General features: G+C 74.3%; 5 protein-coding genes. All 5 read left to right on the top strand.

Features of this window, described 5'->3' with window-relative positions; translation table 11 throughout:
• Positions 1-10 precede the first annotated feature (10 nt).
• Genes BN6_RS22350 through BN6_RS22330 form a run of 5 tightly spaced genes read left to right on the top strand, consistent with a single transcriptional unit; the run spans position 11 to position 23,703 of the window.
• Positions 11-20,095: an SDR family NAD(P)-dependent oxidoreductase gene (locus BN6_RS22350; protein ID WP_148302964.1), complete on the top strand. Its 20,085-nt coding sequence runs from the start codon at positions 11-13 to the stop codon at positions 20,093-20,095.
• The gene (locus BN6_RS22345) at positions 20,092-21,030 is read left to right on the top strand and encodes an LnmK family bifunctional acyltransferase/decarboxylase (protein WP_015102007.1); all 939 of its coding nucleotides are present in this window, start codon (positions 20,092-20,094) and stop codon (positions 21,028-21,030) included. The genes BN6_RS22350 and BN6_RS22345 overlap by 4 nt, the downstream gene beginning before the upstream one ends.
• Positions 21,030-21,308, top strand: coding sequence for an acyl carrier protein (locus BN6_RS22340; protein ID WP_015102006.1), 279 nt, complete (start codon positions 21,030-21,032; stop codon positions 21,306-21,308). Before BN6_RS22345 ends, BN6_RS22340 begins: the two co-directional genes overlap by 1 nt.
• Positions 21,305-22,543: a hydroxymethylglutaryl-CoA synthase family protein gene (locus tag BN6_RS22335; protein WP_015102005.1), complete on the top strand. Its 1,239-nt coding sequence runs from the start codon at positions 21,305-21,307 to the stop codon at positions 22,541-22,543. Before BN6_RS22340 ends, BN6_RS22335 begins: the two co-directional genes overlap by 4 nt.
• Positions 22,540-23,703: an alpha/beta fold hydrolase gene (locus BN6_RS22330; RefSeq protein ID WP_148302963.1), complete on the top strand. Its 1,164-nt coding sequence runs from the start codon at positions 22,540-22,542 to the stop codon at positions 23,701-23,703. The genes BN6_RS22335 and BN6_RS22330 overlap by 4 nt, the downstream gene beginning before the upstream one ends.
• The last annotated feature ends 111 nt before the right edge of the window (positions 23,704-23,814 follow it).

The following is a 23,814-nucleotide window of genomic DNA, read 5'->3' as shown; positions in this document are numbered from 1 at the left end:
GGAGGACGCGATGGCAGGCTTCGAATGCCGCATGGTGTTGACCCACGGCGATTTCGTCATGGAGAACCACCGGCTGCACGGCGTGTCCGTCATGCCCGGGGTGGTGTTCTTCGACCTGGTCTACCGGGCCGCGGTGGCGGCCGGCTGGGACCGCAGCCGGCTGTGCGTGCGCGACACCGTGCTGGCCGAGGCGATCGTCACGACCGAGGGCTACGACCGCGAGATCTTGCTGACCGTCGGCGACGAGGGCGCGGCCGGCCGGCCGTTCACCGTGCGCAGCCGCTGGTTGCGCGCCGGCGAGCCGGTGTCAGGCTGGCACGACAACGCGCACGGCCTGGTCTGCCTGACCGACGAGCCGCTGCCCGCGCCGCTGGACCCGGCCGCCGTGCGGGCCACCGCCACCGGGCGCGACGACGTCGCGACGCTCTACCGGCGGGCCGTGCGGGAGGGCATCGAGCACGGCGCGCCGATGAAGTGCCGGGGGGCGCTGCACCTGGGCGGCGGCCGGCTGCTGGCCGAGCTGACCCGCGAGGTGAGCGACCCGGCGCACGAGTTCCACCTGCACCCGGCCTCGCTGGACGCGACCACGCTGGCCGGGTTCGGGCAGCTCGCCATGCCCACCGACGACCCGTTCGTGCCGATGTTCGTCCGCGAGCTGCGCGCGCCCGAGCCGCTGCCCGAGACCTGCCTGGTGCACGTGGCCGCGCCGGAGCGGCTGGCCCCGTCCGGCGACGTCGTCACCACCGACTACACCGTGCACGACGTGGACGGCCGGTTCCTCGCGTCGTTCACCGGCCTGACCTGCAAGCGGATCCGGGAGCCGGGGTTGGTGCACCGGCTGCTGGACGAGGTGGCCCGCCCGGCGGGCGACCTCGCCGGGCAGCTGCGCGCGCTCGTCGCGGACGTGCTCGGCCGCCCCGTCGACCAGGTCGCCACCGGGACCGGCTTCTACGACCTCGGGCTGGACTCCGTGGCGCTGTTGGGGCTCACCGGCCGGCTGGAGGACCTGGTCGGCGAGCAGCTCTACCCGACGCTGCTGTTCGAGCACAGCACGATCGACGCGCTCGCCGCCCACCTGTCCGCCAACCACGTGATCAAGCCCTCCGACGGCAGCACTCTGTCCTTTGTGGACGAATGGGTTCCGGTCGCGGGCGAGGGTGCGCACCACGGCGACGTCGCGGTGGTCGCGGACGCACCGGTGCCCGGACTGGGCTCGGCGGTCGCGACGGCGGCCGGACTGCGCGACCTGCCGGAGATTCCCGGCGCGGTCGTGGTGGTGTCCGACGACCCGGCCGCCGCACTGTGGTCGGCCGCGTCCGCCCTGGTCGACGCCGGCCCGCGGGACCTGCTCGTGGTGACCGCCGCCCCGTTGACGCCCGAACGGGCCGGCACCGGCGCGCTGGCCCGCACGGTGTCGGCCGAGGTTCCGGGGTTGCGCTGCCGGTTCGTGCACGTGGACCGGCCCGAAGACATCGCACGGGCGGCGCGCGCGGAACTCGCCTGCGACGTCGAGCCCGAAGTGCGCTACCGCGCGGGAACGCGGCACGTGCGACGCTGGCGTGAGGTCACGCTCGACCACGCGGCACGTCCGCTGCGCGACGAAGGCGTCTACCTGATCACCGGCGGTTCCGGCGGCCTGGCGCGGCTGCTCGCCGAAGACCTCACCCGCCGCCACCGGGCCAGGATCGGCCTGCTGTCGCGCACCGCGCCCGACCCTGGCCTGGTCGAAGCCCTCGAACGCGCCGGCGGCCAGGTCCACGTGGTGACCGCCGACGTGACCGACGCCGACCAGGTGCGGCGGGCGGTGGACGCCGTGCGCGCCCGGTTCGGCCGCATCGACGGTGTGTTCCACTGCGCCGGCATCCGCCGTGACGGGTTGTTCTTCCGGGGCACCCCGGCGGACCTGGCGGCCGTGGCCGCGCCGAAGGTCGACGGGCTGCGCCACCTCGACGCGGCCACCGCGCAGGACGGGCTGGACTTCCTCGCGGTGTTCTCGTCCGCCTCGGCGTCGATCGCCAACCTCGGGCAGGCCGCCTACGCCTACGCCAACGCGTGCACCGAGCACGTCGAACGCGCCGGCCGGACGGTCGTCATCGGCTGGCCGCTGTGGGCCGACGGCGGCATGGCCGTCACCGACGACGTGGTGCGGCGGTCGAGGGAGACGACCGGCCGAATCCCCTTGCCCGCGCGGGAAGGGCTCGCCGTCCTGCACGGCGTGCTGGCCGCCCCGCACCGCTCGCTGGTCGTGCTGCACGGCGAACCCGACCGGATCCGCACCCTGCTGCCCGCCGCCACCGGCCCGGCTCCCACCCCCGTCGAGCCGACGCCCGTGCCGGTCGCCGAGCCCGTGCTGGTCGCCGCGCAGGTCGCCGTGCGTGAAAACGTTGCTGTTACCGGGGATGAGGACGCTATTGCCGTCATCGGGGTGGCGGGTCGGTACCCCGGGGCGCGGGACGTGGACGAGTTCTGGCGCAACCTCGCCGCCGGGCGGGACTGCGTCACCGAGGTGCCGGCCGACCGGTGGGACCACGACGCGCTGTTCGACCCCGCCAAGGGCGTTCCCGGTCGCACCTACGGCAAGTGGGGCGGGTTCCTCGACGGCGTGGACCTGTTCGCGCCCGAGTTCTTCGGGATCTCGCGCCGCGACGCCGAGCGGATGGACCCGCAGGAGCGCCTGTTCCTCACCACGTGCCTGCGCACGCTGGAGAACGCCGGCCACCCGCCGGAGTCGCTGGCCGGCGAGGTCGTCGGCGTCTACGCGGGCGTCATGTGGAACCACTACCAGCTCGTGCAGGGCGCGGAGGACGGCGTCGCGCCGCACGCCATGCACTGCTCGATCGCGAACCGGGTGTCCCACACGTTCGACCTGACCGGGCCGAGCCTGGCGGTCGACACCGCGTGCTCGTCGTCGCTGACCGCCGTGCACCTTGCCGTGGAGAGCATCCGGCGCGGGGAGTGCACGATGGCGCTCGCGGGCGGCGTGAACGTGACCGTGCACCCCCAGAAGTACCTCCAGCTCGCGCAAGGCCAGTGGCTGTCGGTCGACGGCCGGTGCCGCGCGTTCGGCCGGGACGGCACCGGGTACGTCCCCGGCGAAGGTGTCGGCGCGGTGCTGCTCAAGCGGTTGGACCGGGCGCTGGCCGACGGCGACCACGTGCACGGCGTGATCCGGGCGACCGCGCTCAACCACACCGGGCGCACGGCCGGCGCGACCGTGCCCAGTCCGGGGTCGCAGGCCGCGCTGATCCGGCGTGCGCTGGACACGGCGGGCTGGGACCCGTCGAGCGTGGGGTACGTCGAGGCGCACGGCACCGGAACGTCACTCGGCGACCCGATCGAGGTGGAGGGCCTGCGGCAGGCGTTCGCGGGCACGCCGCTGCCCGCCGGGTCGTGCGCGATCGGGTCGGTCAAGTCGTCCGTGGGGCACTTGGAGGGCGCGGCCGGCGTCGCCGGGTTGACCAAGGTGCTGCTCCAGTTGCGGCACCGGGCACTTGCGCCGTCCCTGCACGCCGAAGAGACCAACCCGCACATCGACTTCGCGGCCACGCCATTTCGGGTACAGCGGGCGCTGGAACCGTGGCAGGGTCCGGTTCTGCGGGCCGGGGTGAGCGCGTTCGGGGCGGGCGGGACGAACGCGCACGTCCTGGTGGAGGAGTTCGTGCCCGAGCCGCCGCCGACCACTGCGGGGCCGGCGCTCGTCGTCCTGTCCGCGCGCAACGCCGAAGAACTCCGGGCGTACGCGACCGTTCTGGCCGGCGGGCTGCCGTCCGGCTCGGCGGTCGAAGCGGTGGCCGCACTGCTGGGCGTCGGGGCGTCCGAAGTGGACGGTTCGGCGTCGCTCGGTGATCTGGGGCTGGACGTGTCGGACGTGGTGGAGCTGGTCGGCGCGGGCGCGTTGGCGGGCATCACCGGCGACGTGCCGGTGTCGGCGCTGCCGGTCGACGGGCCGATCGCGGACATCGCCTACACGACCCAGGTCGGCCGTACGGCGATGCCGGTGCGGTTGGCTGTCGTGGCGTCCGGCTCGGCCGCGTTGAGGGTCGCGCTGGAGAAGTTCGGGCGGGGTGAGGAAAGTCCGGACGTCGTGCTGGACGGCTCGACCGCGGCCGGTGACCCGGTCGCGCTGTTCCGCGCCGGTCGGCTGCTCGACGTGGCCCGGCACTGGGTCGGCGGAGGTGCCGTGCCGTGGGCCGAGTGCCATCGGGGCGAACCGCGCCGGCGGGTCCCGCTGCCGGGCTATCCGTTGGTGGAGGAGCGTTGTTGGATCGGAGCGTGGGCCGCGAGCAAGTCCCCGCGCCTAGTTGCTCCTGTCCCTGAGGTTCCCGTGGTCGGGGTACCGGTTGTCGAGTTGCCGGTTGTTGAGTTGCCGGATGCCGAGGTTGCGGTGGAGCCGACTGCGGACGATGGGCCGGAACTGGAGTTCCGGGTGCTGGAGCACGGGATCGCGTTGGTGGTGATGCGGTCGCCGATGTTCACCCCCGGCTTGTTGGACGGTCTCAAGGCGGTGTTCGGCGAGATCGAGCAACGCGACGACGTGCGCGCCGTCGTGGTGACGGGCAGCGGCACGGTGTTCAGCATGGGCGGCACACCGGAAGCGCTGCGGACGCTCGCCGAGGGCGCTGGGACGTTCACCGACGCGTCGTTCATCTACGACGGGATGCTGAAGTGCACGCGGCCGGTCGTCGTGGCCGCGTCCGGGCACGCGTCCGGCGGCGGGCTGGCGTTCGCGTGCTACGGCGACGTCGTCGTGCTGAGCGAGGAGTCCGTTTACAGCGCGAACTTCGCGAAGTACGGGTTCACGCCCGGCATGGGCGCGACTTACGTGCTGGAGCAGCGTTTCGGTGCCGCGCTGGCCAAGGAGATGTTGCTGACCGGGCGTTCGCTGACCGGCGGCGAACTGCTGCGGCGCGGCGTGAACGTGACCGTGCTGCCGCGCGCCGAGGTGCTGCCGACGGCGCTGGACCTGGCCAGGTCGATGGCGGACCGGCCGGCCGCGGTGATCCGGGTGTTGAAGGACGAGTTGGCGGGCCGGGTGCTGCGCGACCTGCCGGAGATCATCGCCAGCGAGGTCCGGATGCACCGGCAGGTGCTGGGCGAGGACTCGGCGGCGATGGTGCGCGAGCACTTCGCGAAGGTGGACGGCTTCCGCGCCACCGGCGACCACGAACCCGCTGTGGAGACTCCGGAAGTGGATGGTTCCGGTGTGGACGGTTCTGGGGTGGACGAATCTGGGGTGGACGAATCTGGGGTGGGCTCGGCGATCCGGGAGATCCTGGGAGCCCTGCTGTACCTGGAACCGGACGAGATCGGGGCGTCGCGCAGCTTCTCCGACCTGGGGCTGGACTCGATCGGCGCGGTGGAACTGGTCCGCGACCTGAACCGGCGGTTCGGGACCGAACTCGACTCGGTCGCGGTCTACGACCACCCGACGCTGCCCGACCTTGTCGGCGCGGTCCTGACGGCGGCGGGGGAAAAGGCCGCGCTGCGCGCCCAGGCGACCGCCCCGCTCCCCGTCGCGCCGCAGCCGCGCGTCGAGCCTCCGGTGTCCGCCGATCCGCCGCGCCGACCGGCACCCTCGGCGTTGACGCTGACCGTGCCGGCGGTCCACGCCACGCTGCCCGCCGAACGTTCCGGGCCGCCGGACCTCCTCATCAGCCTCACACCCCGCGAAGACTCGCCGCCACGCGCATCCGCTCGCACGCCGGCCGTGCCCAAGCCGGCCGTGCCCACGCTGGCCGTGGCGGTGCCGGCCGTGGCGGTGCCGGACGCGGTGGCGTCCGGTAGTGGTGAGGCCGTGCCGATCGCGGTGATCGGGATGGCGGGGCGGTTCCCGGACGCGCCCGACCTCGACGCGTTCTGGCGCAACCTCGTCGCCGGGGTGTCCTCCATCCGCGAGGTGCCGCGCTCGCGGTGGGACCTGTCCTCGCTCTACGACCCCGACCCGTCCCGCACCGACACCACCCGCAGCCGGTGGGCCGCGCTGCTCGACGACGTGGACGCGTTCGACGCCGGGCTGTTCCGGGTCTCGCCGCTGGAAGCCGAGGCGATGGACCCGCAGCAGCGGCTGTTCCTGGAACAGGCCTGGGCCGCGTTGGAGGACGCCGGCCACGCCGGGCGGCCCCTGCGGTGCGGCGTGTTCGTCGGCTGCGCCGCCGGCGACTACTCCCGCCTGCTCGACGCCGCCGGGGTCGGCACGACCAGTGAGGCGTTCCTGGGCACGGCCAGCTCCATCCTGCCCGCCCGGATCGCCTACCTGCTCGACCTGACCGGCCCGACGATGGCGATCGACACCGCGTGCTCGTCGTCGCTGACCGCCGTGCACCTGGCCTGCGAGAGCATCCGGTCCGGCGACTGCGACACCGCGCTGGCGGGCGGGGTGGCGGTCATGTGCACGCCGCGGATGCAGGTGTGGACCAGCCAGACCGGGATGCTGTCGCCGGCGGGCCGGTGCCTGCCGTTCGACGAGTCGGCCGACGGCATCGTGCTCGGCGAAGGTGTCGGCGCGGTGCTGCTCAAGCGGTTGGACCGGGCGCTGGCCGACGGCGACCACGTGCACGGGGTGATCCTCGCGAGCGGGGTCAACGGGGACGGGCGCACCAACGGCATCACCGCGCCGAGCGCGACCTCCCAGGCCGCTCTGCTGCGCGAGGTCCACGCGCGGGCCGGCGCGGCGGTGTCCTACGTCGAAGCGCACGGCACCGGCACCCACCTCGGCGACCCGATCGAGGTCAAGGCGCTGCGCCAGGTCGTCGCGCCGGACTGCGCGCTGGGCTCGGTGAAGGCGAACATCGGCCACACGACGATGAGCGCGGGCATCGCGGGCGTGCTGAAGGTCCTGCTGTCCCTGCGGCACCGGCAGCTCCCGCCGACCCCCGGCGTGCGCGACCCGATCCCCGGCCTGCCGGTGGTCCGCGAGCTCACCCCGTGGTCGGGCGAGCACTTGGCGGCGGGCGTGAGCTCGTTCGGGTTCAGCGGCACGAACTGCCACGTCGTGGTCGGCGAAGCGCCCACCCGCCCGGACTGTGACGTCCGGGGTCCGGCGGTGGTGCCGGTGTCCGCGCGGACGGCGGAAGCGCTGCGCGCCCGGCTCGACCGGCTGGCCGCGCACCTGAAGACCTCGGGCGTGGCGTTGCACGACGTCGCCACCACCCTCGCGCTGGGGCGCGCCCACCTCACCGCACGGGTCGCGTTCGTCGCCGACGACATCGCCGACCTGGTGCGGCAGTTGGAGCACGGCACCCCAAGAGACATCTCAAGAGACACCTCGGCGAATCACGACCTGGCCCGTCGCTGGGCCGCCGGCGAGGACGTGGACTGGGAGCCGGTCAGCCGGGGCCGCCGGGTCCCGCTGCCCGCGTACCCGTTCGCCCGGGACCGGTTCTGGGTCGGGGACGTGCGGGTCGACCCGGGTGACCCGGTGGTCGCCGACCACGTCGTGGACGGCGTGCCGACGCTGCCCGGCGCGCTGTTCCTGCGGCTCGCGACCGGGGCCGCGCCGAGCGTGGCGGCCGTGACGTGGCTCAAGCCGGTCCGGGTGACCGGCCCGGTGGTGCTCGGCCTGGCCACCGCCGGCCGGGTCGAGCTGACCTCGGGCGACCAGGTGCACGCCGTTGCCGACCCCCGTCCGGCACCGGCCGCCGAACCGCCGCTCGACCTCGCCGCCGTCGAGGCCCGCTGCCCGCGCCACGTGCCGGGCGACGCGCTGTACGCGGCGTTCGACCGGGTCGGCCTGCGGTACGGGCCGACGTTCCGGGTGCTGTCCGGCGTCGCGGTCGGGGACGGCGAAGCACTGGCCACCCTGCACGCCCGCGCCGGCGACGACGTGCAGGTGCTCGATGGCGCGATGCAGGCCATCGCCGCCCTGCTGACCGAGGAACCCCGCCCGCTGCTGCCGTTCGCGATCGACTCCGCGCACGTCGACCGCGACCTGCCGGCCGCCGCGCGGGTGCACGTCACCCGCCGCTCCGCGCACCGGTTCGACGTGGTGCTGACCGACCTGGCGGGCGTGGTCCGGGCCCGGCTCGACGGGGTCGCCCTGCGCCCCGCCGCCGAACGCACCGGGCTGCTGCACGTCCCCGCGTGGCGTCCGGCCGCGACGCCGCCCGTGCGCCCGACCGGCCGGGTCGCGGTCGTGCACACGGCCGCCGACGCCGCGCTCGCCGGGGCGCTGCGCCCCGACCTGTCGGTGCCGCTCGGCGAACTGCCCGAAGGCCGTTTCGACTCGGTGTTCGTGCTGGCCCGACCCGACGACCCGACCTCGCCGGCCGAGGACGACCGGTCGGTGCTGCACGCGTTCCGGCTGGTGCGGCACCTGGTCGAGACCGGCGCGGGGCGTGGTCCGCTGGCGTTGACGTTCGTCGTGGCCGGCACCCAGGCGGTCGACGGGGAGCCCGTGCACCCGCACGCGGCCGGCCTGGTCGGTCTGGCGAACGCGATCGCGGCCGAGTACCCGGAGTGGTCGGTCACCTGCGTGGACGTCGGCGAGGGGGATCCGGCCGGTTACGCGGACGCCGTCCGCCGCGAGCACGGCGAGGACCGGCTCGTGGCGTTGCGCGGCGACCGCCGGCTGGTCCGCGTGCTCGAACCGGCCCCCGAACCCATCGGCTCGCCGTTGCGCGAGGGCGGCGTGTACGTGCTGCTGGGCGGCGCGGGCGGGATCGGTGTCGAGGTCACGCGGCACCTGGTCCAGACCCGGAACGCCCGGGTGGCGTGGCTGGGCCGGTCCGTCGAGGACACCCGGATCGGCGCGCTGGCCGCCGAGTTCGGCGACAACGTCCGCTACTTCACGGCCGACGCGGGCGACGCGCGGGCCGTGCGGGGCGCGGTCGAGGAGGTGCGCCGGGTGTTCGGCCCGGTGAACGGCGCGTTCCACTCCGCGATCACCCTGCGGGACCGGTCGCTCGCGACGATGACCGAGGACGACCTGCTCGCCGTGCTGCGGCCCAAGACCGCCGGCCTGGCGGCGTTCGCGGCGGCGTTGCGGGACGAGCCGCTGGACTTCCTGGCCGTCTTCTCGTCGGCGATGGCGTTCGTGCCCGCGCCCGGCCAGGGCAACTACGCCGCCGCGACGGCGTTCGAGGACTCCTACGCGCTGGCCCTGCACCACGCCGGCGTGCCGGTGAAGCTCGTCAACTGGGGTTTCTGGGGCACGGTCGGGATCGTCGCGCGGGCCGACTACATCGCCCGGTTCGCCGCGCTCGGCATCGAGTCGATCGAGCCGGCCGAGGGCGTAACCGCGCTGGAGCACGTGCTCGCGGGCGACCACCCGCAGGTGGCGGTGCTCAAGGGCACCCCGGACGGCTTGGCCCTGCTGGGCGTGCGGTCGCCGCAGACCGAGCCGCAACCCGAGGACGACTTGGCGCGGTCACGGGCCGCGTTCGCCGCGCTCGACGGCCTGGCCCGCGACCTGCTGCGCGCCGCCGACGTCCCGGCGGGCGACACACCGCTGCACCGCGCGGTGGCCGCCGCCGCGACGGCTCCGGTCGCAGGTCTGAGCGCGGCGGACGTCCTCGCGCTGCACCCCGACCTCACCCCGCACGTCGAACTGCTCAACCGCTGCACGGAGGGCCTGCCCGGCGTGCTGGACGGGCGCACGCCGCCGACCGAGGTGCTGTTCCCGGGAGGGTCGACCGACCTCGTCGGCGCGGTGTACCAGGGGCAGCGCGCGGCCGACTTCTACCACCGGCTGATGGCCGACGAACTCGCGCGGGCCGTCGGGCGCACGGACGCGCCGCGCGTGCTGGAGATCGGCGCGGGCACGGGAGCGGGCACGGCGTTCGCCCTGCCCGCCGCCGGTGGCGCGCACTACGACTACACCGACGTGTCGACGGCGTTCCTGCGTTCCGGCGAGGAGGAGTTCGGTGCGCGGTTCCCCAACGCCGCGTTCCGGGTCTTCGACGTCGAGGCAGACCCCGTCGCGCAGGGCTTCACGCCCGGCACGTACGACGTCGTGCTGGCCACGAACGTCCTGCACGCGACACGGGACGTGGTCCAGGTCCTGCGGCACGCCCGCGCCCTCCTGCGGCCCGGCGGCGTGCTGCTGGTCAACGAGGTCACCCGCACGTCGGACTTCCTCACCGCGACGTTCGGGCTGCTGCCCGGCTGGTGGCGGTTCGCCGACGCGCACCGCCGGCTGCCGCACTCGCCGCTGCTGTCGCCGGCGGGCTGGCGGTCCGCGCTCGGCGAGGCCGGGCTGTCGATGCGGGTGCTGGGGATGCCCGGCTGCGCCGACGACGAGCAGGAGCAGTGCGTCCTGGTCGCGACGGCGGGTGCGCCGCCGTCGGGCGCGGCGGTCCGCGACTACGTGCGCCGGGTGTTCGCCGAGGTGCTCAAGTTCCGGCCGGCCGACCTGGACGACACCCTGACGTTCGAGAACTTCGGGGTCGACTCGCTGGTCAGCCAGCGGATCGTCCGCCGGTTCGAGGCGGACCTGGGCGACCTGCCCGCCACCCTGCTGTTCGAGCACCTGACCATCGGACACCTGGCCGCCCACCTGGCCACCGAGCACGCGGCGGCCCTCGCCGCCGTCCTCACCCCCGCTCCGGCCACCGTCGCCGCGCCCCCGGCCACACCGGTTCCGGCCGTGACGCGTGTCGTGACGCACGAGACCGTCGCGCGCGAGGCCGTCGCGCGCGATGACGGGAAGCGTGATGACGGGGAGCGGATCGCGGTCGTCGGGTTGGCCGGGCGCTACCCCGGTGCGCGGGACCTGGACGAGTTCTGGGGCAACCTGGTCGCCGGGGTCGCCTCCATCACCGAGGTGCCCGCCGACCGCTGGGACTGGCGGGAGCACTTCGACCCGCAGAAGGGCAAGCCGCAGCACACCTACGGGCGCTGGGGCGGGTTCCTGGCCGACGTCGACCGGTTCGACCCGGCGTTCTTCGGCATCCTGCCCAAGGACGCCGCCGCGATGGACCCGCAGGAACGCCTGTTCCTGGAGACCTCCTGGCTGCTGCTGGAGGGCACCGGTTACCTCGGTGCCGAGAAGGTCCGCGACACCGGCGTGTTCGTCGGCACGATGTACGGCTCGTACGGCCGCATCGCCGCCGCCACCGGCTGGCCGCGCGGGCGCTTCACCGACGGGCACTCCGCGTACTGGTCGATCGCCAACCGGGTCTCCTACGCGCTCGACCTCACCGGGCCGAGCTTCGCGGTCGACTCGGCCTGCTCGTCGTCGCTCACCGCCGTGCACCTGGCGTGCGAGAGCATCCGGCGCGGCGAGTGCGAGATGGCGATCGCGGGCGGCGTGAACCTCGTGCTGCACCCGGCGCACCTGATCGCCCTGTCGTCCATGACGATGCTGGCGCGCGACGGCGCGTGCAAGGTGTTCGACGAGCGCGCGGACGGGTTCGTGCCGGGCGAGGGCGTCGGCGCGGTGCTGCTCAAGCCGTTGGCCGCCGCGCTGCGCGACGGCGACCGGATCCGGGCCGTCATCGAGGGCGGCGCGGTCAACGCGGGCGGCAAGACCGCCGGCTACACCGTGCCCAACCCGGCCGCGCAGGCCGAACTCGTCGTGCGGGCGCTGGCCGCGGCCGGGGCGGAACCCGGCAGCGTCGGCTACGTCGAGGCGCACGGCACGGGCACCGCGCTGGGCGACCCGATCGAGATCACCGGGCTGGCCAAGGCGCTGGGCGACGACGGACGCTGCGCGGTCGGCTCGGTCAAGGCCAACATCGGCCACCTGGAAGGCGCGGCGGGCATCGCGGGCCTGACCAAGGTGGTGCTCCAGCTCGAACACGGCACCATCGCGCCCTGCGCCGCGCTGGACACCGTCAACCCGCGCATCGACCTGCCCGCCGGGTTCTCGCTGCCGACCGCGGCGACCCCGTGGCCCGCGCCACGGCGGGCCGGGGTCAGCTCGTTCGGCGCGGGCGGGGCGAACGCGCACCTGGTCCTGTCCGGCCACGAGACCCCGGAACGGCCCGGCGTGGACGACACCGGCCGGCACGCCGTCCTGCTGTCCGCGCGCACCCCGGCCGAGCTGGACGCCCTGGCGTCGGCCGTCGCCGACCACGTCGAGCGGCACGCCCCGGGCCTGGCGTCCCTGGCGTGGACGACCCAGGTCGGCCGCGCCGAACTGGCGCACCGGCTCGCCGTGGTCGTGTCCGACCCGGCCGAACTGCCCGCCCGGCTGCGTGCCGGGGACGTGCGGCGTGGCACGGCCGGCGACGACTTCCCGGGCCGTGACCTGGTCACCGCCGACGCCGTGGCCGACCTGGTGACGGCGAACGACATCGACCGCCTGGCGGAGCTGTGGACCCACGGCGTGGCGGTGGACTGGCGACGCACGTGGCCGGTCCGCCCGGACCGGGTCCCGTTGCCGCCCTACCCGTTCACCCGGCAACGGCTGTGGCTGCCCGAGCCCGACGACCGGCCGTGGCTGACCGCGCACCGGGTCGCCGGCCGGCGGGTCCTGCCGGGCGCGGCCGCGCTGGAACCGGTGTGCGCCGAACTGGGCACGTCGTTCACCCTGCACGACGTGCGGTGGCCCGAGCCGCTGCACGTCGACTCCCGGCCGGAGCCGAGGGCCGACCTCGCGGACGGCACGTTCACCGTCACGTCGGGCCCGATCACCGTCGCCGCCGGCCGGCACACCGCCGCGCGCCCGTTGACCGAAGTCCTGGACCTGACGGGACTGCGGGCCCGCTGCGCGACCGAAGTCGAACCGGCCGACCTCTACGCGGGGCTGCGCGCCGGAGGACTCGACCACGGCGAGCGGATGCGCGTGCTGCGGGAAGTGCGCGTCGGCGACGGCGAGGTGCTCGTCCGCATCGAGGCCGATCACCGGATCCTGGTGCTGGACGGCGCTTTCCAAGCGCTGGCAGCCCTCCCCGGGCCGGCCCGGACCCAGCTCCCGGTCGGGTTCGCCGCTCTCACCTGCGCCGGTCCGCTGCCCACGCGCACCCTGGTGCACGCGGTCGAAACCGCCGCGCCCACCGGGGAACGCCGGTTCGACCTGCGCATCGCCGACGAGGGCGGACGGGTGTTGCTCGCCGTGGACGGCCTGCGGGTCGTGGCGGTCGCGGACGACGACCCGTGCACCTACCTGCGTCCGGAGTGGGTGCCGGAAGCGTTGTCGGCCAACGGTTCTGACTCGCCGGCCGTGATCGTGCTGCGGCCCTCCGTCGATGCCGAAGGGCTCGTGGACGAGATCGGGCAGTCGCTGCATGCAGTGCTGCGAGCGGCGTCGGCGGCCCTGTCGCAGGACCCGGCCGGGCTGCTGCGCATTGTCGTCGTGTGCCCCGACGCGCGGCCCGCGTACGCGGCGGTGGCCGCCGCGCTGCGCACGCTCGCGTTGGAGCACAGCGGTTTCTCCGGGCTCGTGGTGCACGGCGGTGAGCCGCACCCGGACGAACTGCGGCACGTGACCGGCGCGCCCGAAGCCCGGGTGGACGAGGTCCGGTACGTCGACGGGGTGCGGCAGGTGCGCCGGATGGTCGGGTTCCGCCCGGCGGCACGGCCGCAGCCGCGTTCCGGCGGTGTGTACCTGGTCGTCGGCGGCACCGGCGCGATCGGCGGGCACGTCGCCGAGCACCTGCGCGCCACCCGTGCCCCGAAGGCCGTGGTGGTCGCTGGTCGGTCCGTGGCGGACGTGGCCGTGGCACAGGACGTTCGACGGCTCGTGGCCGAGGTGAAGGCCCGCTACGGGCGGATCGACGGCGTCGTGCACGCCGCCGGGGTGCACGACGACGCACGGGCCCTGTCGAAGTCCGCCGACCAGGTCGACGCCGTGCTCGCGCCGAAGGTGCGGGGCGTGCGGAACCTGGTCGCCGCGCTCGGCGACGAGCCGCTGGAGTTCTTCGCCCTGTTCTCGTCGGTCGCGGCGCGCACCGGCAACCTCGGCCAGGTCGACTACGCCTACGCCAACGCCTACCTGGACGAGTTCGCCGCCGCGACGCCCGGCCTGGTCTCGGTGTGCTGGCCGCTGTGGGCGGACGGCGGGATGGCCGTGGACGACCAGACCCGCCGGCTGTTCGCCCGCCGCTGGGGCAGCGAACCGCTCGGCACCGCCGACGCGCTGCGCGCCTTCGACCGGCTGGTGTCCGGACCGGACCCGGTCGTCGCCGTGGTCCGCCCGGCGGCCGAACCCGTCGGCGAGCGTCCGGCGGTGGTCGCCGCGCGACCCGCGCCGGTCGACCTCGACGCCGGGCTGCGCGCTCTCGCGGCCGGGTTCCTGCTGGTGGAGCCCGAGGAGATCGAGCCCGACATCGCGCTGCTCGACCTGGGCTTCGACTCGATCTCGCTGACCGGCCTGATCAACGAGGTCAACGAGCGGTTCGGGCTGGACCTGCTGCCGACCGTGCTCTACGAGTGCCCGACCCTGGCCGACTTCGCCGAGTACCTGCGTGGCCTCGACGGGTTCGACGCTTCTGTACCCGACGACCTCCCGGTGACCGCCGTCGAACCGGATGTGACGGCCGCCGGACCGGACGTGACTGCCGTCGGACCGGAAGCGCCGGTGAGCGCGGCCGGGCCGGAGGACGACGTGATCGCCGTGATCGGCATGGCGGGGGTGCTGCCCGGATCGCCCGACCTCGACGCGTTCTGGCAGCACCTCGTCGCCGGTGACGACCTGGTGCGGCCGGTGCCCGAGGACCGGGTCGACCTGCGCCGCGACCCGGCCGTGGCGAGTGTCTCGGCGGGCTTCCTGGACGACGTGCGGTCGTTCGACGCCCGGCGCTTCGGGATCTCGCCGCGCGAGGCCGCATTGATGGACCCGCAGCAGCGGCTGTTCCTGCACACCGCGTGGCAGGCCGTCGCCGACGCGGGCTACCACCCGGAACGCCTCGCGGGCACCGAGACCGGGCTGTTCGTCGGTGTCTCGGCGTGCGACTACGACGACCTGCTGCACGCGCACGGCGTGCCGGTCGAAGCGCACACCGCCAGCGGCCTGGCGGACTGCATCCTGGCCAACCGGGTCTCCTACCTGCTCGACCTGCGCGGCCCCAGCGAGGCGATCGACACCGCGTGCTCCAGCTCGCTGGTCGCGGTGCACCACGCCGTGCGGGCGCTGCGGTCGGGGGAGTGCGATGTCGCGCTCGCCGGTGGGGTCAACGTGCTGCTCAGCCCGGGGCTGTTCGTCGCCTTCCAGTCGTCCGGGATGCTCAGCGAGGACGGCCGGTGCCGCACGTTCGACGACGCCGCCGCCGGCTACGGGCGTGGCGAGGGCTGCGGTGTCGTGGTGCTCAAGCCGTTGCGCGCCGCGCTCGCCGACGGCGACCAGGTGATCGCGGTCATCCGGGGCAGCGCGGTCAACCACGCCGGCCGCGGGCCGTCGCTGACCGCGCCCAACCCGGAGGCGCAGGCCAGGGTGATCGCGCGGGCCTACGAGACCGCCGGCGTCGACCCGGCCCGGGTGTCCTACGTGGAGGCGCACGGCACCGGCACCCGGCTCGGCGACCCGATCGAGGTCGAGGGCCTGAAGAAGGCGTTCGCCGGGGTCGACGCCCGGATCGGCCTGGGCGCGGTGAAGACCAACATCGGCCACCTCGAAGCCGCGGCCGGTATCGCGGGCCTGCTCAAGGTGCTGCTGGCGCTGCGGCACGGCGAACTGCCGCCGACGCTGCACCAGGACAAGCCCAACCCGTACGTGCGGCTGGACGGCACGCCGTTCCGGGTCGTCGCGCAACGCACGCCGTGGACCGGCGACCGGGTGGCGGGCGTCAGCTCGTTCGGCTTCGGCGGCACCAACGCGCACGTGGTGGTGGAGTCGGTGACCGAACCCGCTTCGCCGTCCGCCGTCGGGCCGTGGCCGCTGGTGCTGTCGGCGGACTCCGCCGAGGCGCTCGCCGAGTACCGGAGCCGGGTCGCCCGGTTCCTGGCGCACGACCGCGACCTGGGCCGGCTCTGCCACACCCTGGCGACCGGCCGTGAGGCGCTCGGCCACCGGTTCGCGGCGGTCGTCGCGGACCGGGCGGAGGCGGTCGCGGTGCTGACCGGCAGCGCCGAACCCCGGCTGGACGACGAGACGTCGACCTGGCTGGGCGGGGCCGATGTGGACTGGTCGGCGCGCTGGGAGGCCCGGCCACGGCTGATCTCGGCCCCCGTGCCGCCGTTCGCCGCGACCCCGTTCTGGTTCGACCAGATCGTGCGCCCGGAGCGCAAACTCGTCCTGCGGGACCCGGCCGCCCTGCGCCCCAACGGTTCCGCGCCCGCCCTCAGCCCACCCGTCGCGAACGGCTCCGCGCCGGCCGTGGTGCTGCCCAACCTGGTGGACTTCGAGCCGGAGGGCCCGGCACCGGTGGTCGTCCCGGTCGTTGCGGCCGAGCCTGAAAAACCCTTTGTGGACGGACAGGTGGCGCGGGTGATCCGGGAGAGCGTGGCCGCCGTGCTGGGCACCGCCGTGGACGAGATCGCCGCCGACACCGCGTTCTCCGACCTCGGGCTGGACTCGATCTTCCGGATGGAGCTGGCCCGGTCGCTGATGGCCGCGTTCGACGTCGAGCTGACGGCTGCCCAGCTCTACGAGCACGACACCGTGGACGCCTTGGCAGCACTCATCGAAGGTGCCGCTTCCCAGCCCCCGCCGCTTCCCGCTGCGCCCGAGCCCGCTTCGGTGCCCGAGGTTGTGGCGGCACCTGAGGTCGTGCCGGGGCCGAGTGTGGCGGAGATCGTGGAGGAGGCGTTGGAACGGCCGCTCGACCGGGGTTTGTCGTTCGCGGACAACGGGTTGACGTCGTTCGACATGCTGCGCGCGGTCGGTGCGCTGGAGAACCGGTACGGCGCGCTGCCCAAGACCCTGCTGTTCGACCGGCCCACGATGGCCGAGCTGACCGAGTTCCTCGCGGGCCGGGCGGCACGGGCCGGGCAGCCGTCGCAACGCGGTGACCGCAGCATCGAGTCGCCGGCCGTGGTCGACGGCGAACCCGTCATCTACCTCAAGCGGAACCTGCCCGGCCTGGGCAGGTTGCGCGACCTGGTGTCCGACCTGGATCGCCGGTACGCCAAGGAAGGCGGCCTCGCCGGCCGTGACATCGCGCCGTACGCGTTCCTCGACACGGCCCGCGAGGGGTACGTGAACTTCTCGGTGCGCGGCGACGACCTGTTCGCGTGGAGCTTCGTCGGTGCCATGGACCACTTCCACGACCTGGTCGCGGACTGGATGGCGTGGGCGCGGCGCACCGGGCTGCGGCCGAACTTCCTGTCGTTGGCGCACCTGACCGAGGTCGCGGGGGAGCCGGTGACCGCGACGCCGTTCGGCGCGGTGCAGCGGTTGGACGACCTGTCGACGTTCACCACGTCGGGCGGGCGGATGAGCCGCTTGCGCTACCTGCTCGGCCGGTTCGAGCGGGCCGGGGCGGTGCGCACCGAGGAGTACCGGGTGGGCGACGACCCGGCGACGGACGGCCGGATCGTCGCGCTGATGGACTCGTGGGGCGACCACAAGCAGATGGTCAACCCGTACGTCGGCGTGGTGCGCGAGGAGATCCGCACCGGCCGGCTCGACCCCCGGCACCGGATGTTCCTGACCTCGGTGGACGGCGAACTGGTGAACGCGATCATCGTCACCCGCATCCCGTCCGAGCAGGGCTACCTGCTGGACCTGGAGTTCTACCCGGACTCGATGCCGGCGGGCGGGCTGGAGCACGCGATCGTGGAGATCATCGCGACGACGGCGGCGGAGGGCTGCACGTCGTTCAGCTTCGGCGCGAGCTTCGGCGTGGCGATCAGCGAATCGCCCAACGCCGACCCGGAGGTGTCCGAGGCGATCGAGGAACTGCACTCGGTGGGCGTGTTCGGCTCCGGCAACTTCCAGTTCAAGAACAAGTTCCGGACCACCAACACCCCGATCTACCTGTGCAGCCCGGCGACCGGCGACCGGACCTCGGTCACCGACGTGATCCTGATGATCGCGAACCCGGAGCTGACCGCCACGAAGCCCGAGCGTGCCACGGACACCACCCCCGTCGAGCTCACGGCCACCACGCGGAGCCGCCCGGCGCACGCGTCGAACGGATCGACCGCAGCCGCACCCGCCGCCACGGCCCCGGCCCGGCCGAGCCCGCCCGCGCCGGTTCGCACGGCTCCGGTCGCGACCGGTGGGGATGTCGCGACCGAGGCGGGAAGGGCGGCGGTGTTGGCGGCGCACGGGCACAACGCGCTCACCGTGCCGACCGGGCTGGTGCCGGTCGACCTGGTGACCGACTCGTGGGCCGAGCGCGCCGAGGACTTCGTGGCCGAGCGCGCCCGGCAGCTCGCCAAGTTGCCGACGCCCGAACTGACCTCGCACGACTGGCTGCCGTTCACCGACGTCCTGCCCACCCGGTCCGGCCGGTCGGCGGAAGCCATGCTGTGCCGGGGGTTCCCCGGCCCGCGCGGGAACGTGCCGCACGCGCAGGCGTTCCCGACCTGGCTGCTCTCGCTCACCGACGTGGGTTTCGAACCGAAGGCGGTGGGTGACGGCCGGCGGCTCGACCCCGATGCCATCGCCGCCGCGATCGACGACCGGACCTCGTTCGTCGTCGTGGAGACCTCCACCAACGCCGGTGGCGGGCAGCCGATCGGCCTGGCCGAGCTGCGCGAGGTCCGGCGGATCACCCGGGAGCGCGGGGTGCCGCTCGTCCTGGACGCCACCCGGATCGTGGAGAACGGCGTGTTCCTCGCGCCGGACGACCCGTGGTCGGCGGTCCGCGACCTGCTCTCGCTCGCCGACACCGCGACCTTCAGCCTCTCCAAGGACTTCGGCGTCGCGGCGGGCGGCCTGATCGCCACCAACGACCCCGAACTGGCGGCCCGGCTGCACGAGGACGTCCGGCGGCGCGGCTGGGACGTCGACCTCACGGCCCGCAACCAGATCGCCGCCGCGGTGGCCGACCGGGACTGGGTCGGCACGGCGGTCCGCCGCCGGATGGCGGCCGTCGAGGCGCTGGGAGCCGGCCTGCGCGAGGCCGGGATCCCACTGGTGGAGCCGGTCGGCGGGCACTGCGTGCTGGTCGACGTGGCCGCGATGCCGGCGTTCGCCGCGCAGGAGCACGCGGTGATGTCGTCGCTGGCCTGGCTCTACCAGGGCGCGGGCGTGCGGGGCGCGCCGCACCTGGCCGCCGGCGCGGGAGCGGTCCGGCTGGCCGTGCCGGTCGGGTTCGGGCCGGGGGACGTGGCCCCGGTCGTCGACCGGATCGCCCGCCTGCGCACCGACTCGGTGCCGGAGCTGGTCACGGGCGGTCTGCGCACGCCCGGCGACGCGGCCCGCGCGGTCTACCAGCCCGTCGCGCGGGTGCCCGAGGACGTCCGGCACGCGCTGCGCGACGAGCGCAAACCCGGTGACGACAACGAAGCCGTGCTGCGCGAGCACTGCCCGGCCGTCCGGCGGTCGGTGGTGTCGGTGGCGGGCACGGAGGTCGAGGTGTTCACGGCCGGCGCGGGCGAGCCGGTGCTGCTGATGCACCCGTTCAACATCGGGGCGGGCGTGTTCGCCCACCAGTTCGCCGGGCTGTCCCGGACGAACCTCGTCGTCAGCGTCCACCACCCCGGGGTCGGCGCGACCGCCGCCGCCCCGGACATCACCCTGTCGGGATTGGCCGCCCTGGAGCGGGAAGCGTTGCGGGAGCTGGGGATCGACGGCCCGGTGCACGTGGTCGGCGCGTCCTTCGGCGGCCTGGTCGCGTTGACCTACGCGCTGGACTTCCCGGCCGGGACGGCGACGCTGTCGCTGCTGGGCAGCTCCTACAAGATCGGCAACCGGGTCGGCGAGATCAACCGGCTGGCGGTCGTCGCGGCCGAGGACCTGGACCGGACCATCGAGGGCGGCGGGTCGAGCCGGCTCAAGCGGGAGCGGGCGGCGGTGGAGGAGCTGCTGCTGCGCTGCGAGAGCATGAGCCCGCAGATCGGCCTGCGCTACCTCGACGTGTTCGCCGCGCGGCCCGACCTGCTGTCCCGGCTCGACGAGGTGTCCGTGCCGACGCTGGTCATGCAGGGCAGGCACGACACGGTGATCCCGCTCAAGACCGCGCACCTGCTGCACGGCGCGATCCCCGGCGCGCGGTACGCCGAGATCTCCGACGCGGGGCACTTCCCCTACGTGACGAGCCCGTCGCGGTGCAACCGGGTGCTGGCGGCGTTCGTCGCCGAGCACTCCGTCTCGGAGGTGCGGGCATGACCGCGCAGCTCACCCCGGAACTGGTCGCGACCGGCCCGGACGCGACCACGCGCACGACCGTGATCCGGCCCGGCATGTGCGGGTCCGGCTCGCTGTTCGTCGGCCAGATCGGCGACTGGACGTGGGACACCGTCAGCACAGTGTGCGGCACCAACGCCTACACCGCGCGTGACGGCCGAGGCGCGCCGACCTACCTGGCGTTCCACTACTTCCACGTTCGGGGCAGCGAGTCGTTGCACGTGCGCGGCCTGACGTTCGGCGACCTGCTGCGCGTCGACTCGCGGGTGTTCGGGTTCGGCAGCGAGTCGGTGTTGACCCTGCACCGGATCCGACGCGGCACGGGCGCGCCCGAGCACGTCGACCCGGCCGCGTTCTTCGCGTTCGACGAGCCGGATTGCCTGTACGCGCAGAACTTCAACCGCTGGGTGGTGCGCGGTGCGTCCGGCGGCAACGAGGACCTGCGCAGCGCCTCGCCGGTCGACTTCCGGCACGAGCACCTGTCGGCGCTGCCGCCCGAACACTCGCCGCGCCGCGCGCACGCACGACTGCGGGCGCTCATGACCGCCGAACCGCCCGCGGACGAGCGGTCGCGGCTGGTCGTGGACTACCCGATCGACGTCAGCCGCGACCTCAACGGCGTGGGGCTGCTGTACTTCGCCGCCTACTTCTCCATCGTGGACTGGGCGCTGGTGCGGCTGTGGCGGTACCGGGGCGGCAGCGACGCGGGGTTCCTCGGCCGGGTCGTGCTCGACCAGCGCATCGCCTACCTGGGCAACGCCGACGCGGGCGCGGTGCTGCGGGTCCGGCTGAGCAGGGAGCCCGGCGGCGACGTGCCGGGCGCCGACGAGACGGTCCGCGCGGTGCTCGCCGACCGGGACACCGGCCGGCCGATCGCGGTGGCCGAGCAGCAGGTCAAGACCGGGGTGGTGGCGTGATGACGGGCAGAGCGGAGGGGACCGTGCCGGAAGCGGCCGAGGCGGGTGTGCGGCAGGTGCTGCACGAGGTGATCGCGGAGATCCTGCCCGCGCTGGACCCGGCCCGGATCGGCGGTGACCGACACCTGCGCGACCTGGGCGCGGACTCCGTCGAACGGGTCGAGATCATCATGGGCGTCTGCGCCAGGCTGCGCGTCACCGAGCCGCTGGCGAGCTTCGGCGACATCCGCGACCTCGACCACCTGGTGGCCTTCCTGTGCGAGGTGGGCGGCCGGTGAACGTCGGCATCGAGGCGCTCAACGCCTACTGCGGGGTCGCGGCGATCCCGGTGCCCGCGCTGTTCGCGGGCCGGGGCCTGGACCCCGGGCGGCTGGACAACCTGATGATGAGCGCCAAGTCCGTGGCGCTGCCGTTCGAGGACCCGGTGACGCACGCGGTCAACGCCGCCAAGCCGGTCGTGGACGCCCTCGACCCGGCCGACCGCGACCGGATCGAACTGGTCGTCACCTCCACCGAGTCGGGGCTCGACTACAGCAAGTCCGTCGCCTCCTACGTGCACGAGCACCTGGGGCTGAGCAGGCGGTGCCGGGTGCTGGAGGTCAAGCAGGCCTGCTACGCCGCGACCGCCGCCCTCCAGCTCGCCTGCGGCTACCTGGCCGCCGGCCTGTCGCCGGGGGCGAAGGCGCTGGTGATCGCGACCGACGTGTCGCTGGTGGGCGAGGACTCGCAGTACACCGAACCGGCCATGGGCACCGGGGCGGCGGCCGTGCTGCTCGGCGACCGGCCGCACGTGCTGGACGTCGACCTGGGCGCGTTCGGCGTGCACAGCTACGAAACCCTCGACTCGGCCCGCCCGGCACCCACGTTCGACATCGCCGACGCGGACAAGTCGCTGTTCGCCTACCTCGACTGCCTGACCAGCTGCTTCGCCGACTACTCGGCCAAGGTGGCGGGCGCGGAGTTCGGGTCGACGTTCGCCGGCTTGGCGATGCACACGCCGTTCGCCGGGATCGTCCGCGCCGCGCACCGCAAACTGGCCCGGGAGAACGGGATCGCGGACATCGCGGCGGACTTCGCGCGCCGGGTCGCGCCCGCGCTGGAGTACCCGAGGCTGGTCGGCAACCTGTGCTCCGGCTCGGTGTACCTGGCACTGGCCAGCCTGATCGACCACCTGCGCCCGACCGAGCCGGTCCGGGTCGGCCTCTACTCCTACGGGTCGGGCTGCGCCTCGGAGTTCTACAGCGGCGTGGTGGACGCCTCGTCGGTCGCCGCCGTCGGCCGGATGCGGATCGGCGACCACCTGGCCGCCCGCTGCGAGCTGACCTTCGCCGAGTACCGGGAGCTGCTCGCCGAGACCGCGGACTGCCTGGTCCCGGTGGCCGACCGGGACATCGACCCGCACCGGCACAAGGTGCTGCTGGACCGGGTCCGGCTGCCGCGCACGCTGCTGGCGTGCACGGGTGTGCGCGGCCATCACCGCCGTTACGACTGGATCGGAGTGGGTGCCGCGTGAACGACCCCGTCACCGCCGGACAGCTGACCACCGCGCTGCTGGCCGCGCAGCCGCTGCTGTCCGTGCTGCCGCAACCGGTGCGGGTGCACTGCGCCGACCCGGGCACCGCCGACCTGCTGGCCGACCTGGTGCGCCGGCTGGACCTGCCGCCGCTCACGGCGGTGGCCGACGCCGGCGGGCTCGGCCCGTTCGAACGGGTGCTCAGCGGGTTCCTCGGGCTGGCCGACCGGCCCGCCGCCGGCCAGGACGTCGGGACCGCGGTGGCCGCCGCGCGGGCCGCCGACTTCACCGGCTGGACCAAGCGGGTGGACGTCCCGGCGGCCGGCGGCGCGGTCCTGCCCACCTACACCGCGGGCGACCCGACCCGGCCGGCCGTGGTCGTCGTGTCGGCGTGCGGGATGCCCGCCCGGCTGGTCGAGGGCTGGCTGCGGCCGTTGGCCCAAGAGCACTTCGTCGTGGTGTCCGAGACCCGCGAGCTGTTCACCGACGGCCCGGCGGGCCCGGCTGACGTGCCGACCCAGGTGGACGACCTGTTCGCGGTCATGGACCACCTCGGCCTCGCCGAGGCCCACCTGCTCGGGCTGTGCGGCGGCGCGGTGCTGGCCGTCGTCGCCGCCGACCGCGCCCCCGACCGGGTGTCGTCGCTGAGCCTGTGGCACGGCGACTTCGACCTCGGCGACGACAGCCCCAAGACCGACCACCAGCGCAACCTCCAAGCGCTCATGGCGATGGCCGCCGACAGCGAGAAGCAGGCCGCGTCCGTGCACGCCGTCCTCGCGCACACCATGCTCGGCGTCGCGCCGCCGCTGCTCGCGCACCTCGTCGTCTACCCGTACGCGCGGCCCGACCTGTTGCACCGGTACTGCGTGCTCAACGGGCACATCATGGCCGCCGACCTCCGCCCGCACCTGGGCATCGGCCACCGCACGCTCGTCGTCACCAGCGAGGACGACGCCACCGCGCACCCCGACGGGTCGCGCGTGGTCGCCGACCGGCTGGCCGGCGCGACCCTGACCGTCCTGCCGCACGGCGACCACCTGTCGCTGTTCCGCGCCGAACCGCACGTGGTGGACCTCGCCCTGCGGTTCCTCGCGGACCCACGGACCCCCGGCGTCCCGCCGGAGGAGCACCACCCCCTACAGGAAGGAAGTACGTCATGAACAAGACCGCGGCGAAGAAGAAGCTGGTCGTCCGCAAGCTGGAGTCCGTCAAGGCCAGCGCCTCCGTGGCGTGCGGGAACCAGCCGGTCTGACCCTGAAACCGCGTGCGCG

The organism is Saccharothrix espanaensis DSM 44229 (assembly GCF_000328705.1).
Taxonomy (GTDB): domain Bacteria; phylum Actinomycetota; class Actinomycetes; order Mycobacteriales; family Pseudonocardiaceae; genus Actinosynnema; species Actinosynnema espanaense.
This window is presented reverse-complemented; position numbering and strand designations above follow the sequence as displayed.

Bases quoted from the DNA above. Each gene is read 5' to 3' on its own strand.
- BN6_RS22350 (WP_148302964.1), top strand. From the start codon at position 11: ATGGCAGGCTTCGAATGCCGCATGGTGTTGACCCACGGCGATTTCGTC.
- BN6_RS22345 (WP_015102007.1), top strand. From the start codon at position 20,092: ATGACCGCGCAGCTCACCCCGGAACTGGTCGCGACCGGCCCGGACGCG.
- BN6_RS22340 (WP_015102006.1), top strand. From the start codon at position 21,030: ATGACGGGCAGAGCGGAGGGGACCGTGCCGGAAGCGGCCGAGGCGGGT.